The sequence below is a fragment of the Serratia sp. K-E0102 genome (assembly GCF_029962625.1).
Taxonomy (GTDB): domain Bacteria; phylum Pseudomonadota; class Gammaproteobacteria; order Enterobacterales; family Enterobacteriaceae; genus Serratia; species Serratia sarumanii.
The window spans coordinates 1708729-1723862 of sequence record NZ_CP124754.1 but is presented as its reverse complement, the minus strand read 5'-3'; the positions used below and the strand labels follow the sequence as shown (position 1 = coordinate 1723862).

Sequence of the window (15134 nt, the reverse complement as noted above, 5' to 3'; positions counted from 1 at the left end):
ATTGCATAAGTATTCTGTGGAAGTTAACATTTGCGGCATCAATGTCTATTCAATTCTGGCGCATGAGTATTCAACTTAACGGTATCAATTGCTATTACGGCGCTCACCAGGCGCTGTTTGACATCACGCTGGATTGTCCAGCCGGGGAAACCCTGGTGCTGCTTGGCCCAAGCGGCGCCGGGAAAAGTTCATTGCTGCGGGTGCTGAACCTGCTGGAAATGCCGCGTTCGGGCCAACTGCAGATCGCCGGCAACCAATTCGACTTCAAGCAGGCGCCTGGCGAGAAAGCCATTCGCGAACTGCGTCAAAATGTCGGCATGGTGTTCCAGCAATACAACCTGTGGCCTCACCTCACCGTGGTTCAGAACCTGATCGAAGCGCCTTGCCGCGTGCTGGGTCTGACCAAGGCTCAGGCGATGGAGCGCGCCGACAAGCTGCTCAAGCGCCTGCGCCTGACCGACTTCGCCGATCGCTTCCCGCTGCACCTTTCCGGCGGCCAGCAGCAGCGCGTGGCAATCGCCCGCGCCCTGATGATGGAACCGCAGGTGCTGCTGTTCGATGAACCGACCGCGGCGCTGGATCCGGAAATCACCGCTCAGATCGTCAGCATCATTCGCGAACTGGCCGGCACCGGCATCACGCAGGTGATCGTCACCCACGAAGTGGAAGTGGCGCGCAAGACCGCCAGCCGCGTGGTGTACATGGAAAACGGCCACGTGGTGGAGCAAGGCGACAGCAGCCACTTCACGCAGCCGCGGACCACCGAGTTTGCCAACTACTTATCACACTAACAATTAACTTGCTGTAATTTGGGGAGTTTGCGATGAAAAAACTAATAATCGCCGCCGTTCTGGCCGGCATCAGCGTTTCCGCCTCCGCAGCCGAAACCATCCGTTTCGCTACCGAAGCCTCCTATCCTCCATTTGAATTTATTGACGCCGGCAACAAGATTCAGGGTTTTGATGTCGATCTGGCCAACGCGCTGTGCAAAGAGATGCAGGCCGAGTGCACCTTCACCAACCAGGCGTTCGACAGCCTGATCCCAAGCCTTAAATTCAAGCGTTTCGATGCGGTGATGGCCGGCATGGACATTACGCCGGAACGTGAAAAGCAGGTGCTGTTCACCAAGCCGTACTACGATAATTCGGCGCTGTTCATCGCGCAGAAAGGCAAAATCGCCGACGTGGCGGCGCTGAAAGGCAAGAAAGTGGGTGTGCAAAACGGCACCACTCACCAGAAATACCTGACCGACAAGCACCCGGAAATCACCACCGTGCCTTACGACAGCTACCAGAACGCCATTTTGGATCTGAAGAACGGCCGCGTTGATGCGGTGTTCGGCGATACCGCGGTGGTTAACGAATGGCTGAAGCAGAATGACGCGCTGGCGGCAGTGGGCGCCAAAGTCACGGATAAAGACTACTTCGGCACCGGCCTCGGCATCGCGGTACGCCAGAAGAACACCGAGCTGCAGGGCAAGTTCAACGCCGCTCTGGACAAGATCAAGCAGGATGGGACCTATGAAACCATCTACAAAAAATGGTTCCAGCAGTAATACGCCCCGATGAATGAATTTCAATCTTTAGCAAGCGCCGCCGGCATGACCGTCGGCCTTGCCGTTTGCGCCCTGATCCTCGGGCTGATTCTGGCGATGCTGTTCGCCGTATGGGAATCGTCCCGCTGGAAAGCGGTCAGCTGGCTCGGCACCGCCTGGGTGACCGTGCTACGCGGCCTGCCGGAAATCCTGGTGGTGCTGTTTATCTATTTCGGTTCGTCGCAGCTGCTGCTGATGCTCTCCGACGGCTTTACCCTCAACCTCGGTCTGTTCCAGCTGCCGATTCAGCTGGCGATCGACAATTTCGAAGTCAGCCCGTTCCTGTGCGGGGTGATCGCTCTGGCCCTGCTCTATTCCGCCTACGCCTCGCAGACGCTGCGCGGCGCGCTCAAAGCGGTACCGCAGGGGCAGTGGGAGTCCGGCCAGGCGCTGGGGCTCGGCAAGGCGGCGATCTTCTTTCGCCTGATCATGCCGCAGATGTGGCGCCACGCCCTGCCCGGCCTCGGCAACCAGTGGCTGGTGCTGCTGAAAGACACCGCGCTGGTGTCGCTGATCAGCGTGAACGATCTGATGCTGCAAACCAAGAGCATCGCCACCCGCACACAAGAACCCTTTACCTGGTATGTGATCGCGGCGGCCATCTACCTGCTGGTGACGCTGTTCAGCCAATACGTCATCAAACGCATTGAGCTGCGCGCCACGCGCTTTGAGCGGGGGCCGGTCTGATGATTGAGTATTTGCCGGAAATCCTCAAAGGGTTGCACACCAGCCTGACGCTGACCGTCGCCGCGCTGATCGTCGCGCTGGTGCTGTCGCTGCTGCTGACGGTGATCCTGACGCTGAAAACGCCAATCCTGACGCCGCTGGTCAAGATCTACGTGACGTTGTTCACCGGCACGCCGTTGCTGGTGCAGATCTTCCTGATCTACTACGGCCCCGGCCAGTTCCCGGCGATCCGCGACTACCCGTGGCTGTGGAATCTGCTGTCGCAGCCCTGGCTGTGCGCGATGATAGCGCTGGCGCTGAACAGCGCGGCCTACACCACGCAACTGTTCTACGGCGCGGTGCGCGCCATCCCCGCCGGGCAGTGGCAATCGTGCGAAGCGCTGGGCATGTCGCGCCGGCAGACGCTGCGCATCCTGCTGCCGTTCGCCTTCAAGCGCGCGCTGTCGTCTTACTCCAACGAAGTGGTGCTGGTGTTCAAAAGCACCTCGCTGGCTTACACCATCACGCTGATGGAAGTGATGGGCTACAGCCAGCTGATGTACGGCCGCACTTACGACGTCATGGTGTTTGGCGCCGCAGGCCTGGTGTACCTGTGCGTCAACGGCCTGTTGACGCTGCTGATGCGGCTGGTGGAGCGCCGCGCGCTGGCGTTTGAGCGCCGCAACTGAGGCCGCCTCCCCTCATGAGCCCCGCCGTCGTGCGGGGCTTTTTTTATTCTCGAGGCAATATTTAATCATTTTCATTGCATTTTAATTCACTCGATGGCAGGGTTATCAGCAGGTGTCCTCGCAAAAACCTCTGGCGATTACCAGTAAAAACAAACGATAGCGAAAAATCACTTTCAGGATCCAGACAGGAGCTCTACGCATGAAAAAACTGCTGCTTGCCGCGACGATGTTGGCCGGAATCACCTTTAACGCCACCGCGGCCGAGACCATCCGCTTCGCCGCTTCCGCCACCTACCCGCCGTTCGAATCGCTCGACGCCAATAACCAGATCGTCGGCTTCGATATCGATCTGGCCAACGCGCTGTGCAAGCAGATGCAGGCGCAGTGCACCTTCACCAACCAGGCGTTCGACAGCCTGATCGCCGCGCTGAAATTCAAGAAATACGATGCGGTGATTTCCGGTATGGATATCACGCCGGAGCGCAGCAAACAGGTCGCCTTCACCCAGCCTTACTACGCCAACTCGGCGATCGTGATCGCGCAAAAAGGCAAGTTCAGCTCGCTGGCGGATCTGAAAGGCAAAAAACTCGGCATGGAAAACGGCACCACCCACCAGAAATACATGCAGGACAAGCATCCGGAGATTACCACCGTCTCTTACGACAGCTACCAAAACGCCATTCTGGAGCTGAAAAACGGCCGTATTGATGGCGTGTTCGGCGACACCGCCGTGGTGAACGAGTGGCTGAAAACCAACCCGCAGCTGGCGCCGGTCGGCGAGCACATCACCGATGCGCAATACTTCGGCACAGGTCTCGGCATCGCTGTGCGCCCGGACAACCAGGCGCTGCTGGCCAAGCTGAACGCCGCGCTGGACGCCATCAAGGCCGACGGCACCTACAAGGCCATCAACGACAAGTGGTTCCCGCAGTAAGCAATAAGGCCCGGTTATCCGGGCCTTATGCTTTATAAAATCCGCACCAACAGCGTCAGCACTTCGTAGTGCGCAGTATGCGGGAACATGTCGAACAGCTGCACCCGTTCGATGCGGTACCCCGGCAACATCTCGATATCTTTCACCATGCTCTCGGCGTTGCAGCTGGAATAGAGAATATAGTCCGGCGCCATCCGGCTCAAATAGTCGCACAGCGCCTGGCCGATGCCGCGCCGCGGCGGGTTGACCAGCACCAGCTGCGGCACCTGGCCTTCGGCGGTGGCAAAACGGGTGGAATCGAGCGCCTGAAAATCTACGTGCAACAACCCTAACCGCTGTGCCGACTGGCGCGCGCAGGCGATCGCTTCCGCGCTGATCTCGATGCCGGTCAGCCGCGTTTGCGGCTGCGCGCAGTGCAGGCCGAAACCGCCGACGCCGCAGAACAGATCCCACATGCTGTCGATACCCAGCGCGCGCACCCAGTCGCGGGCGGTGGCATACAGATCGGCGGCCACCTGCGGGTTGGTCTGGAAGAAGCTTTGCGGGCGGATAAACAGCGGCACCTGATTGAACCGCTCCTCCAACGCCTGCTGTTCGGTCAGCGCAATCTCGCGCTCCCCTTCCATGATCGCCATGTGCACCGGCTGAATATTGGCGGAGATCACCTTGAGCTGCGGCAGCTGCTGCTGCAGCCACGGCAGCGCGGCGCGCAGCTGCGCCAGCTTGGTTTCCGAGCGCAGCACGAAGCGCAGCATCACGCCGCCGTCGAGCGTGCTTTCGGTCAGCAGCAGGTACTTCAGCTCGCCGCGTTTGCGTGCCACGTTGTACGGCGTCAGGCCCGCGCGGGCGATAAAGCTTTTCAGCACCGCGAACATCGGCGCAAAACCGGCGGGATACAGCGGGCAGTCGCTCAGATCGGCCGACGTGCCGTCGCGGTGCAGCATGCCGAGCAGCGGGCGCTCCACGCTGCCGCTGACCACCATCTTGGCTTTATTGCGAAATGCGCTCAGTTCCCCCGCCACCGGCTGCAGCCACTGCGCGACGTCGCGCCCGGCCAGCAGCGAGTGCAGGTGATGCTGTTTGTCGGCCAGTTGCTGCGGATAGGGCTTTTCCAGCCACTGACAGGAACGGCAGGTGCCCGCCGTATACAAAGCGCAATGCATGAAGATTACCGTGAAGTTCAGGATGACGAATCAAGGGCGCAGAGTTTACCACTCCGCGCGCCTAAAATCTCACTTGCGCGCGGTGAAGAAGCGGCGGCTGGCGGTGGGAACGAACAGCAACGCCAGGATCACCGCGTCGGGGATCTTTTGCAGGATCAGAACGTGCAGGATTTGGCCGCTGGTTTCGCCTTCCACGGTGAACACCTCGGGGAAGACGCTGCCGATGGTGGCCAACAGCAGGTAAAGCACCACGATGCACTGGCAGACCACATAGCCCCAGCGCCCCCAGTTGCGGCCGCGCATCACGGCAAAACCGCAGCTGATTTGCAGACACAGCAGCAGCAGGCCGGCCAGAAAGATAAAGGTAGAATCCCACGCCTGCGCGCTGGTGTTGACAAACTCCTGCGCGCCGTCGACGCCCAGCTCGCCCAGCAGCAGCACCACGCTGATACACTTGATCGCGACCATGGCGGTACCCGCCACCATCACCGGCACCGGCGCATCCGAAGTCGATCCCATTCCCTGCCCGCTTTTCAGCATGTCTGACATATCCGTATTCCGCTACGACGCGCCACCTATACAGGTGGCGCATGTAAAGTCAGGTAGTTAGTTGCAATACTTATTGATTGCAAAAATAGCAGGTTTGTTACGATTCAGCTACGGGCCGCCCGCTGCAATTCGCGCGATCGTTGTTTTTCCGAGCGCGCCATAAACCACCAGGCGATCAGGCCGAGAATGCCCACCACCAGCAGGATCAGGCTGGCCAACGCGTTAATTTCCGGGTTCACCCCCATGCGCACGCTGGAGAACACCAGCATCGGCAGCGTGGTGGCGCCCGGGCCGGAGACGAAGCTGGCGATCACCAGGTCGTCCAGCGACAGGGTGAACGCCAGCATCCAGCCGGAGATCAGCGCCGGCGCGATCATCGGCAAGGTAATGACGAAGAACACCTTCAGCGGCGGCGCCCCCAGATCCATCGCCGCCTCTTCAATTGAGCGATCCACCTCGCGCAGGCGCGAGCTGATCACCACCGCCACGTAAGCGGTACAGAAGGTGACATGCGCCAGCCAGATGGTGAACATGCCGCGCTCCGACGGCCAGCCGAAGGCGTGCCCCATCGCCACGAACAGCAGCAGCAGCGACAGGCCGGTGATCACGTCCGGCATCACCAGCGGCGCAGTCAGCATAAACGCGAAGCCGGTCGAACCGCGAAAGCGGCCGAAGCGCACCATCACCACGGCGGCGATGGCCCCCAGTACCACCGCGGCGGTGGCGGAAGCGGCAGCGATGGTCAGGCTGAGCCCCACCGCGCTGATCATCGCCGAGTCGTGGAACAGTTCGGTATACCAGCGCGTGGACCAGCCGGCCCACACCGTCACCAGCTTGGAGCTGTTGAAGGAGTAGATCACCAGCATCAGCATCGGCGCATACAGGAAGGTAAAACCGATCGTCAGGATGGCGATGCGCCACGGTGAACGCACTACCGGCAAGTTGTTCATGCCTGCCCCCCCATTTCCTTGTTCTGGTGTTTGTGGAACCACAAAATTGGCACGATCAACAGCAGCAGCATGATGGTGGCGACCGCCGAGGCCACCGGCCAGTCGCGGTTATTGAAGAACTCCTGCCACAGCACGCGGCCGATCATGATGCTGTCCGGCCCACCGAGCAGTTCCGGGATCACGAACTCCCCCACCGCCGGAATGAACACCAGCATCGAACCGGCGATGATACCGCCGCGCGTTAGCGGCACGATCACGCTGAAGAAGGTTTTCAGCGGCCGGGCGCCCAGATCCAGCGACGCCTCCACCAGCGAGTAATCCAGCCGGATCAGCGCCGTGTAGATCGGCAGCACCATAAACGGCAGATAGGAATAAACGATGCCGATATACACCGCCAGGTTGGTGTGCAGGATCACCAGCGGCTGATCGATCACCCCCAGCCACATCAGAAAGTTATTAAGAATGCCGTTGTTTTTCAGAATGCCCATCCAGGCATAGACGCGGATCAGGAACGAGGTCCAGGAAGGCAGGATCACCAGCAGCAGCAGAATGTTGCGGGTTGACGCCTTGCTGTGAGCCACCGCCCAGGCCAGCGGATAACCGATGATCAGGCAGCACAGCGTCGAGACCGCCGCCACGCGCAGCGACTGCAGGTAGGCGTCGATATACAGCGGATCGTCGGTCAGCTGCAGGTAGTTGGCAAAGTTGAGCGCGATGTTCAGCTTGCCGTCCACCCAGCTCATCAGCTCGGTGTAAGGCGGCACCGCCAGCGCCAGCTCCGCCAGGCTGATCTTGAACACGATCAGGAACGGCAGCATGAACAGCAGCGTCAGCCATAAATACGGCAGCGCGATCACCAGCTTGCGGCCGTGAGCCATCAGCAGGCGGTGGAACAGCGCCTTGAGGGTGCCGGGCGTTTTGGCCGGCGGTTCCGGCGTGCGTTCAGAAAGCAGGGTCATACGGGTTACTCCTCACCGGCTTCACTACACCGTCAACACTACGCAGCTGTCGGTTTCCCAGCACAGACGCACTTCATCGCCCCAGGTCGGCATCCCCTTGCGGAAACGGTGGCCGTTTTGCAGCTGGGCGCTGATAATCTGCCCGCTGTGCAGCTTCACGTGATAAATGGACAGATCGCCCAGGTAGGAAATATGCGCCACCTCTCCCACCGCGAAGTTGCAGCCGTCTTCCGGCACCTGTTCGCACAGCAGGATCTTTTCCGGCCGCAGCGCCACCTGGATCGGCACGCCGTCCACCACCGAGGCGTCCGGATCGACTTTGATCGCATGGCGCAACCCGGGGCTTTGCAGGATCAGCGCATCGTCGTGGCGCTCTTGCAATACGCAGTCGAAGACGTTGACCGAGCCGATAAATTCGGCGCTGAAGCGGCTGTTCGGATGCTCGTAGATCTCTTCCGGCTCGCCGATCTGCACGAACTTGCCGCGGTTCATGATGGCGATGCGCCCCGCCATGGTCATCGCCTCTTCCTGATCGTGCGTCACCATCACGCAGGTGACGCCGACGCGCTCGAGAATGTCGGTCACTTCCAACTGCATGCGATCGCGCAGTTTCTTGTCCAGCGCGCCCATCGGCTCATCCAGCAGCAGCAGCTTGGGCCGCTTGGCCAGGCTGCGCGCCAGCGCCACCCGCTGCCGCTGACCGCCGGAAAGCTGGTGCGGCTTGCGTTTGGCGTACTCTTGCATGTGCACCAGCGCCAGCATTTCCGCCACCCGCTCGGCGATCGCCGCCCGTGGCATTTTGTCCTGTTTCAGGCCGAAGGCGATGTTCTGCTCCACCGTCATGTGCGGGAACAGCGCGTAGGACTGAAACATCATGTTGATCGGCCGCTGGTACGGCGGCACGTGCGACATATCCTGCCCATCGAGCACGATCTGCCCTTCCGAGGGCTGCTCGAAACCGGCCAGCATGCGCAGCAAGGTGGACTTACCGCAGCCGGACGGGCCGAGCAGCGCAAAGATCTCGCCCTTGTAGATGGTAAGGCTAACGTCTTCGACCGCGTTCTGCCCGTCGAAGGTTTTGGTGAGGTTACGGATTTCCAGCAGAGGGGTGAAAACCTTCTGCGACTTGGCTTGAGGACGAGGGATGGCGTCGTTCAATCGGGGTGCTCTCCGGCGTAAAGCGGCACAAAACCACGGCGAGCGCCGTGGCCCAAAACGGCAATGCAGGCGGGGAGCGCCCGCCTGCCGGTTTACCGACGATCGGGGGATATCCCCCATCATCACTTCCCGCTTTTAACTTTAGTCCATGCGCGGGTAATGACACGGTCCAGCTTCGGCGATTGTACGTTAAGCGTGAACAGCTTGGCGCGCAGATCGGCCGGGGGATAGACGTTCGGGTTATTGCGCACCTCAGCGTTCACCAGCGGCGTGGAGTCCTTCACCGCATTGGCGTAATAGACATAGTTGCTGATGCCGGCCATCACGTCAGGTTTCATCAGGAAGTTCAGGAACTGGTAGGCGGCGTCTTTGTTCTTGGCGTCCGCCGGCATGGCGAACATGTCAAAGTAGGTCAGCGCCCCTTCTTTCGGGATCGCGTAGGCCACGTTCACGCCGTTCTTCGCCTCTTTGGCGCGATTGGCCGCCTGCATCACGTCGCCGGACCAGCCGATCGCCACGCAGATATCACCGTTCGCCAGATCGTTGATGTATTGAGACGAGTGGAAGTAACGGATGTTCGGCCGCAGCTTCAGCAGCAGATCGTTAGCCGCGCCGGTATAGTCCGCCGCGTTGGTGCTGTTGGGATCTTTGCCCAGGTAGTGCAGCACGGTGGCGTAGACCTCGCTCGGCGCATCGAGGAAGGAGACGCCGCAGCTTTTCAGCTTCTCGAGGTTTTCCGGCTTGAGGATCAGATCCCAGCTGTCGACCGGCGCGTCTTTACCCAATGCCGCCTTCACCTTGTCGACATTGTAGCCGATGCCGGTGGTCACCATCAGGTAAGGGATGCCGTATTTGTTGTCCTTGTCATTGTGCGCCACCAGCTTCAGCATCTCGGGATCGAGATTCTTGTAGTTGGGCATCTTGCTCTTGTCGAGCGGCTCGAAGATGCCGGCCTGCGACTGGCGCTCGAGGAAGTTGGATGAAGGAACCACCAGATCATAACCGGTGCTGCCCGCCATCAGTTTGCCTTCCAACACTTCGTTGGAGTCAAAGACGTCGTACACCACCTTGATGCCGGTTTCTTTCTGGAATTTGGCCAGGGTATCCGGCGCGATATAGTCGGACCAGTTATACACGTGCAGCGTTTTCTCTTCGGCTGACGCCGTGACGGACGCGGCCATCAACAGGCCGGCAACCACACCCGATAACCACTTTTTACGTTGGGTGACCATCCGTAACTTCCTCCAAAACAGGGTGAATCATAGAATTGAACTTGTATCTGCAGCGATACAAAACCTTTCCTGATCGAGCGCAATCGTTGCAACCGCGAACTGAATGGCTATGCATATGATTGCATGCGCCTTTTTTCACTGCCCTGCTCGCGTGGCCACAAGGGAAATCGCAAGCCCTTTGCAGAATCAGCAGCATAGCCGCTGCCATCGCAACCCGCCAGCCCCCAGGGTAAAAAACGCCTTTTATCGATTTTTTATGCAGTTTTTCTCTATGTGATACGCCATTAACGGCACAAAAGGCGAGAAAGATCGGGCGGCAAAGGCCAAAGTGCAGAATATTTTATTGCGGAGGGGAATAACGGCAGCATGCCGCCGGAGCGACGGCATGCTTAAGGTACGGCGAGGATCAGTGCAGCATCGGCTGACGCACGGCGCCAGCGGGGATCTCTTCTTCATCACCCATAAACAGCAGATCGTTCGCCCGCGCCTCGAGGATCACCATCGAGACCTGCTCTTCGCCCTGCTGCATGAAGTGGGTAAACTGCTCGTAGGTGATGCCGACCGCCACGCTCAACGACTGGCAGACGATCAGCTTCGGCAGGTTGTCGTCCTGAATGTCGACGAACGCCTTGATGGTCAGCGAACTGGCGTTGATCTGGCTCAGGTCCGCCACCAACGGGATCAGCGCGGTCGGCTTCACCTCGGCCAACGCGGAAAACAGAATGACGTTGTCCACCAGATCTATCTTGGCGTCGAACACGCCGTCGAAGTTCTGCATGTGCGGCAGGTGCAGCGCCTGGCAGGAATCGCACTCAAAGAAAGAGATGCCCGACTGATCCAGCCAGCGCCGCAACAGCGCCAAATCGGGGACAATGAGTGAATCCATAATAACCAGCCTCACAATATTCAATACGCGAAAAGGCGCATAGCTTACGGAATATTCACCCGATACGCCACGATCAATGCGGCTTAATTCACTAATTCAGATATTGCACGGCGGGAAAAGCGCGCCGCCCACCCGTCAACCGCCGGATTTCAGGCGAAAGCCCGGCCGGCCGCGCTGCTCAATGTATTCGATCATCATGCCGGCGATGTCCAGCCCGGTGGTGGTTTCCACGCCTTCGAGCCCCGGCGACGCGTTGACCTCCATCACCAGCGGGCCGCGCTCGGCGCGCAGGATATCCACCCCGGCGACGTCCAGCCCCAGCGTACTGGCCGCTTTCACCGCGATCGCCCGCTCCCTGGCGGTGATGGTCACCTTGCGGGCGGTGCCGCCGCGGTGCAGGTTGGAGCGAAACTCGCCCGGCTTGGCCTGCCGTTCGATGGCGGCCACCACCCGGCCGCCGACCACCAAACAGCGCACGTCGCGCCCCTGCGCTTCACGCACGTATTCCTGCACCAGGATGTGGGCGTTCAGCCCGCGAAAGGCGTCGATCACGCTTTCCGCCGCCTGGCGGGTTTCCGCCAGCACCACGCCGATGCCCTGCGTGCCTTCCACCAGCTTGACCACCAACGGCGCGCCGCCGACCAGTTCGATCAGGTCGCCGGTATCGTCCGGCGAATGGGCAAAGCCGGTAATCGGCAGATCGATGCCCTGCCGCGCCAGCAGCTGCAGCGAACGCAGCTTGTCGCGGGCGCGGGTAATGGCCACGGATTCGTTTAGCGGGTAGCTGCCGAGCAGCTCGAACTGGCGCAGCACCGCCGTGCCATAAAAGGTGATGGCGGAGCCGATGCGCGGGATCACCGCATCGTAACGCTCAAGTTGGCGGCCGCGATAATGAATGGTCGGCGCCGCCGGATTGATGTTCATGTAGCAGGAGAGCGGATCGATGATATCGATGCTGTGCCCGCGATCTTCCGCCGCTTCACGCAGCCGCTTGCATGAGTAGAGCGTTCCGTCGCGAGAAAGAATGGCAATTTTCACTCGTCACCCCAAAGGCCAACGCCTGCCCGGCAGGCGGGTTAGCGGCCGCGGCGCTCAGGCGCGCGGATCGCTGTCCTGATTATCTTTCGATTGCGGTTTGCGGCGATCGTTTTCCGGCGGCAACCCGCCGCGCATCAGCGGCCCAAAGCCCTGCACCACGCGCCACACCAGAAACGCCGCCGCCGGCACCATCAGCGCCACGCCGAGGAAAATCATGCCGACCGCCGCCTGCTGCGAAGCCAGCCAGCCCGGCAGCTGCAGGTGCCCGTGAATGCTGAGGTAGGCCAGCACCAGCATCACGATGCCCAGCCCTTCCAACACCAGCACCGGGCGCGGTAAGTCACCGAATGAACGCATATTTTTCTTCTCCAGAAGGTCTGCCTCCAGTGTAGTGAATTCCCGTCGGCGGCGACAGTCCCGGCCGACTAATTGGTTACATGAATCAAACTAACAGGTAATTCCTGCTTTTTTTTCGCCGTCTCAACGGGCATAGTAGGCGCCATCTGACGCAGGTAATGACTTTTTCGGTGACGGGATGTCGTTGCGGTAGCGAACAATTTATTGAAAATCCAATTAAGGAGCGTTGCATGTTTGCAGTAATCTTCGGGCGTCCTGGCTGTCCTTATTGTGTCCGCGCTAAAGAACTGGCGGAAAAACTGACTGAAGAACGCGACGATTTCAACTTCCGTTACGTTGACATCCACGCGGAAGGCATCACCAAGGCCGATCTGGAAAAAACCGTCGGCAAACCGGTTGAAACCGTGCCGCAGATCTTCCTGGATGAGAAGCACATCGGCGGTTGCACCGATTTCGAAGCTTACGCCAAAGAACACCTGAACCTGTTCCAGTAAGTTTTTGAACGACAAAGACAAAAAAGGCGCTTAACGCGCCTTTTTTTATTGCCGCTGCCGCCGGTGCAGCTGCTGCAGCGTCTGCAACAGGCCGAGGGCGAACAGCATCAGCATCGCGCCGAACACGCACCAGAACACCGCGCTGGTGGCGTACGCCAGCTCCTGCCAGAACGAAGAGGACGGCGTCAGCCAGAAGTGGCGGATCAACAGGCACAGCGGCAGCGCATACAGCGCGCCGAGCAGCGGGCAAAGCAGCCGCTTGCGGCTCGACAGATAGCTGGCGATCGCACCGGGGATCACAAACAGCAGCAGGCCGGTTTCGCCGTGGTGCTCATGATCGGTGCTGCCGAACAGGCCGGTTTGCTGGCCGAGAAACACCAGGCTGAACAACAGAAAACAGCTGAGAATGCCCAGCCAATATCTATAACTCGTCATGCGAATTCTCCCCCGCCCAATTACCGCATCAATAGAAATCGGCCCGCTCACCCACGCGGTGACGCTGAACCGAATTTTTTCCTTGGTCAAAAGAGAGTTAAATGCGCACGGCGGCGCAGGAAATCAGCTTTCTGTGCTGGCTGTCATCGGTCATAGCGTCTAGAATGAACGCCGCCGAACGATGGTTCGCTTTGCCTTCCGCTGGTGGTGATTTATAACGTCGTTTTAAGGCTGAATCTATCTCTTATAGTTATCTATATCAAGCACTTACTGGTAAACAATAAGTTATCCTCCGTGAACATAAACGTCGCTAGTTTGTTAAACGGTAACTACATTCTGTTACTGTTCGTGGTACTCGCACTGGGGCTGTGCCTCGGTAAACTCCGTCTGGGCTCCGTCCAACTCGGTAATTCCATTGGCGTTTTGGTGGTTTCGCTGCTGCTCGGCCAGCAACACTTCGCCATTAACACCGAGGCGCTGAATCTCGGCTTCATGCTGTTTATTTTCTGCGTGGGCGTGGAAGCCGGGCCCAACTTTTTCTCGATTTTCTTCCGCGACGGCAAAAACTACCTGATGCTGGCGCTGGTGATGGTCGGCTCGGCGATGGTGATCGCCATCGGTCTCGGCAAACTGTTCCACTGGGACATCGGCCTGACCGCCGGCATGCTGGCCGGCTCGATGACCTCGACGCCGGTGCTGGTGGGCGCTGGCGACACGCTGCGCAACACCATCGTCAACGGCCCGGCGCTGCTGGCGGCGCAGGATCATCTGAGCCTTGGCTACGCCCTCACCTACCTGATCGGTCTGGTCAGCCTGATCTTCGGCGCGCGCTACCTGCCGAAGCTGCAGCACCAGGACCTGTCCACCTCTGCCCAGCAGATCGCCCGCGAACGCGGCCTGGACACCGACAGCCAGCGCAAGGTCTACCTGCCGGTGATCCGCGCCTACCGCGTCGGCCCCGAACTGGTGGCCTGGGCCGACGGCAAGAACCTGCGCGAACTGGGCATCTACCGCCAGACCGGCTGTTACATCGAACGCATCCGCCGCAACGGCATTCTGGCCAACCCGGACGGTGACGCGGTGCTGCAGGTGGGCGACGAGATCTCGCTGGTCGGCTACCCGGACGCCCACGCGCGGCTGGATCCGAGCTTCCGCAACGGCAAGGAAGTGTTCGATCGCGATCTGCTCGACATGCGCATCGTCACCGAAGAGATCGTGGTGAAGAACAGCAACGCGGTGAACAAGCGCCTGAGCCAGCTGAAGCTGACCGACCACGGCTGCTTCCTCAACCGCGTGATCCGCAGCCAGATCGAAATGCCGATCGACGACAGCATCGTGCTTAACAAAGGCGACGTGCTGCAGGTGAGCGGCGACGCGCGCCGGGTGAAGAGCGTGGCGGAGAAGATTGGCTTTATCTCGATCCACAGCCAGGTGACCGACCTGCTGGCGTTCTGCGCCTTCTTCATCATCGGCCTGCTGATCGGCCAGATCACCATTCAGTTCAGTAACTTCTCGTTCGGCATCGGCAACGCCGCCGGCCTGCTGATGTCCGGCATCATGCTCGGCTTCCTGCGCGCCAACCACCCGACCTTCGGCTACATTCCGCAGGGCGCGCTGAACATGGTGAAAGAATTCGGCCTGATGGTGTTTATGGCGGGCGTGGGCCTGAGCGCCGGCGCCGGCATCGGCCACAGCCTGGGCGCGGTCGGCGGCCAGATGCTGATCGCCGGGCTGATCGTCAGCCTGGTGCCGGTGGTTATCTGCTTCCTGTTCGGCGCCTACGTGCTGCGCATGAACCGCGCCCTGCTGTTCGGCGCCATCATGGGCGCCCGTACCTGCGCGCCGGCGATGGAGATCATCAGCGATACCGCACGCAGCAATATCCCGGCGCTGGGCTATGCCGGCACCTACGCCATCGCTAACGTGCTGTTAACGCTGGCGGGTTCACTTATCGTGGTGCTATGGCCAGGGATACTCGGCTGATCGATTAGCGGGAGAGATGGTTCGGCGATAAAAATATTTTGATTTTT

At 59.9% G+C, this 15134-nt stretch carries 17 protein-coding genes; 7 read left to right on the top strand and 10 right to left on the bottom strand.

Annotation, left to right across the window (positions count from 1 at the left end):
* The first annotated feature begins 62 nt into the window (after positions 1–62).
* From artP to artJ (SSARUM2_RS08240), 5 genes are all read left to right on the top strand, one after another.
* Positions 63–791, top strand: coding sequence for an arginine ABC transporter ATP-binding protein ArtP (gene artP / locus SSARUM2_RS08260; protein ID WP_038884338.1), 729 nt, complete (start codon positions 63–65; stop codon positions 789–791).
* Positions 792–823: 32 nt separating this feature from the next.
* The gene (gene artJ, locus SSARUM2_RS08255) at positions 824–1555 is read left to right on the top strand and encodes an arginine ABC transporter substrate-binding protein (RefSeq protein WP_033637819.1); all 732 of its coding nucleotides are present in this window, start codon (positions 824–826) and stop codon (positions 1553–1555) included.
* Between the two features lie 9 nt (positions 1556–1564).
* Entirely contained in the window at positions 1565–2281 is a 717-nt protein-coding gene (gene artQ / locus SSARUM2_RS08250) for an arginine ABC transporter permease ArtQ (RefSeq protein WP_060453038.1), read from the top strand.
* Positions 2281–2949: an arginine ABC transporter permease ArtM gene (gene artM / locus SSARUM2_RS08245; protein ID WP_033637817.1), complete on the top strand. Its 669-nt coding sequence runs from the start codon at positions 2281–2283 to the stop codon at positions 2947–2949. Before artQ ends, artM begins: the two co-directional genes overlap by 1 nt.
* A gap of 199 nt (positions 2950–3148) precedes the next feature.
* Positions 3149–3883, top strand: a complete 735-nt coding sequence (gene artJ / locus SSARUM2_RS08240) for an arginine ABC transporter substrate-binding protein (protein WP_041034305.1) — start codon at positions 3149–3151, stop codon at positions 3881–3883.
* Between the two features lie 32 nt (positions 3884–3915).
* Here artJ (SSARUM2_RS08240) and rlmC read toward each other — a convergent pair whose 3' ends face one another.
* The 9 genes from rlmC to SSARUM2_RS08195 all read right to left on the bottom strand — a co-directional run bounded on the left by rlmC (position 3916) and on the right by SSARUM2_RS08195 (position 12175).
* Entirely contained in the window at positions 3916–5046 is a 1131-nt protein-coding gene (gene rlmC, locus SSARUM2_RS08235) for a 23S rRNA (uracil(747)-C(5))-methyltransferase RlmC (protein ID WP_060438878.1), read from the bottom strand.
* 69 nt (positions 5047–5115) lie between these two features.
* Complete coding sequence (locus SSARUM2_RS08230; RefSeq protein ID WP_060427903.1) at positions 5116–5595, bottom strand: YbjO family protein; 480 nt, start codon at positions 5593–5595, stop codon at positions 5116–5118.
* A 104-nt stretch (positions 5596–5699) separates the two neighbouring features.
* Complete coding sequence (gene potI, locus SSARUM2_RS08225; protein ID WP_016928360.1) at positions 5700–6545, bottom strand: putrescine ABC transporter permease PotI; 846 nt, start codon at positions 6543–6545, stop codon at positions 5700–5702.
* A complete protein-coding gene (potH, locus tag SSARUM2_RS08220) occupies positions 6542–7504 on the bottom strand; it encodes a putrescine ABC transporter permease PotH (RefSeq protein ID WP_033646669.1) in 963 nt (320 codons plus the stop codon). Before potH ends, potI begins: the two co-directional genes overlap by 4 nt.
* Before the next feature lie 24 nt (positions 7505–7528).
* Positions 7529–8662 (bottom strand): putrescine ABC transporter ATP-binding subunit PotG, encoded by a 1134-nt coding sequence (gene potG / locus SSARUM2_RS08215; protein WP_033637812.1) that lies wholly within the window; start codon positions 8660–8662, stop codon positions 7529–7531.
* Positions 8663–8784: 122 nt separating this feature from the next.
* A complete protein-coding gene (gene potF / locus SSARUM2_RS08210; RefSeq protein WP_033637811.1) occupies positions 8785–9894 on the bottom strand; it encodes a spermidine/putrescine ABC transporter substrate-binding protein PotF in 1110 nt (369 codons plus the stop codon).
* Positions 9895–10300: 406 nt separating this feature from the next.
* Entirely contained in the window at positions 10301–10780 is a 480-nt protein-coding gene (locus SSARUM2_RS08205; RefSeq protein WP_004938666.1) for a YbjN domain-containing protein, read from the bottom strand.
* Between the two features lie 135 nt (positions 10781–10915).
* The gene (rimK, locus tag SSARUM2_RS08200; RefSeq protein WP_033637810.1) at positions 10916–11818 is read right to left on the bottom strand and encodes a 30S ribosomal protein S6--L-glutamate ligase; all 903 of its coding nucleotides are present in this window, start codon (positions 11816–11818) and stop codon (positions 10916–10918) included.
* 54 nt (positions 11819–11872) lie between these two features.
* Positions 11873–12175 carry a YbjC family protein gene (locus tag SSARUM2_RS08195; RefSeq protein WP_033646672.1) on the bottom strand — a complete coding sequence of 101 codons (303 nt, stop codon included), beginning with the start codon at positions 12173–12175 and terminating at the stop codon, positions 11873–11875.
* Between the two features lie 230 nt (positions 12176–12405).
* Between SSARUM2_RS08195 and SSARUM2_RS08190 the strand changes: the two genes are divergently transcribed.
* A complete protein-coding gene (locus SSARUM2_RS08190) occupies positions 12406–12669 on the top strand; it encodes a GrxA family glutaredoxin (RefSeq protein ID WP_004938676.1) in 264 nt (87 codons plus the stop codon).
* A 45-nt stretch (positions 12670–12714) separates the two neighbouring features.
* Here SSARUM2_RS08190 and SSARUM2_RS08185 read toward each other — a convergent pair whose 3' ends face one another.
* A complete protein-coding gene (locus tag SSARUM2_RS08185) occupies positions 12715–13104 on the bottom strand; it encodes an inner membrane protein YbjM (RefSeq protein ID WP_033637808.1) in 390 nt (129 codons plus the stop codon).
* Between the two features lie 294 nt (positions 13105–13398).
* On the opposite strand from SSARUM2_RS08185, the gene SSARUM2_RS08180 reads away from it, so the two are divergent.
* Positions 13399–15087: an aspartate:alanine antiporter gene (locus tag SSARUM2_RS08180; protein ID WP_072008430.1), complete on the top strand. Its 1689-nt coding sequence runs from the start codon at positions 13399–13401 to the stop codon at positions 15085–15087.
* The last annotated feature ends 47 nt before the right edge of the window (positions 15088–15134 follow it).

Bases quoted from the DNA above. Each gene is read 5' to 3' on its own strand.
- artP (WP_038884338.1), top strand. From the start codon at position 63: ATGAGTATTCAACTTAACGGTATCAATTGCTATTACGGCGCTCACCAG.
- artJ (WP_033637819.1), top strand. From the start codon at position 824: ATGAAAAAACTAATAATCGCCGCCGTTCTGGCCGGCATCAGCGTTTCC.
- artQ (WP_060453038.1), top strand. From the start codon at position 1,565: ATGAATGAATTTCAATCTTTAGCAAGCGCCGCCGGCATGACCGTCGGC.
- artM (WP_033637817.1), top strand. From the start codon at position 2,281: ATGATTGAGTATTTGCCGGAAATCCTCAAAGGGTTGCACACCAGCCTG.
- artJ (WP_041034305.1), top strand. From the start codon at position 3,149: ATGAAAAAACTGCTGCTTGCCGCGACGATGTTGGCCGGAATCACCTTT.
- rlmC (WP_060438878.1), bottom strand. From the start codon at position 5,046: ATGCATTGCGCTTTGTATACGGCGGGCACCTGCCGTTCCTGTCAGTGG.
- SSARUM2_RS08230 (WP_060427903.1), bottom strand. From the start codon at position 5,595: ATGTCAGACATGCTGAAAAGCGGGCAGGGAATGGGATCGACTTCGGAT.
- potI (WP_016928360.1), bottom strand. From the start codon at position 6,545: ATGAACAACTTGCCGGTAGTGCGTTCACCGTGGCGCATCGCCATCCTG.
- potH (WP_033646669.1), bottom strand. From the start codon at position 7,504: ATGACCCTGCTTTCTGAACGCACGCCGGAACCGCCGGCCAAAACGCCC.
- potF (WP_033637811.1), bottom strand. From the start codon at position 9,894: ATGGTCACCCAACGTAAAAAGTGGTTATCGGGTGTGGTTGCCGGCCTG.
- SSARUM2_RS08205 (WP_004938666.1), bottom strand. From the start codon at position 10,780: ATGGATTCACTCATTGTCCCCGATTTGGCGCTGTTGCGGCGCTGGCTG.
- SSARUM2_RS08195 (WP_033646672.1), bottom strand. From the start codon at position 12,175: ATGCGTTCATTCGGTGACTTACCGCGCCCGGTGCTGGTGTTGGAAGGG.
- SSARUM2_RS08190 (WP_004938676.1), top strand. From the start codon at position 12,406: ATGTTTGCAGTAATCTTCGGGCGTCCTGGCTGTCCTTATTGTGTCCGC.
- SSARUM2_RS08185 (WP_033637808.1), bottom strand. From the start codon at position 13,104: ATGACGAGTTATAGATATTGGCTGGGCATTCTCAGCTGTTTTCTGTTG.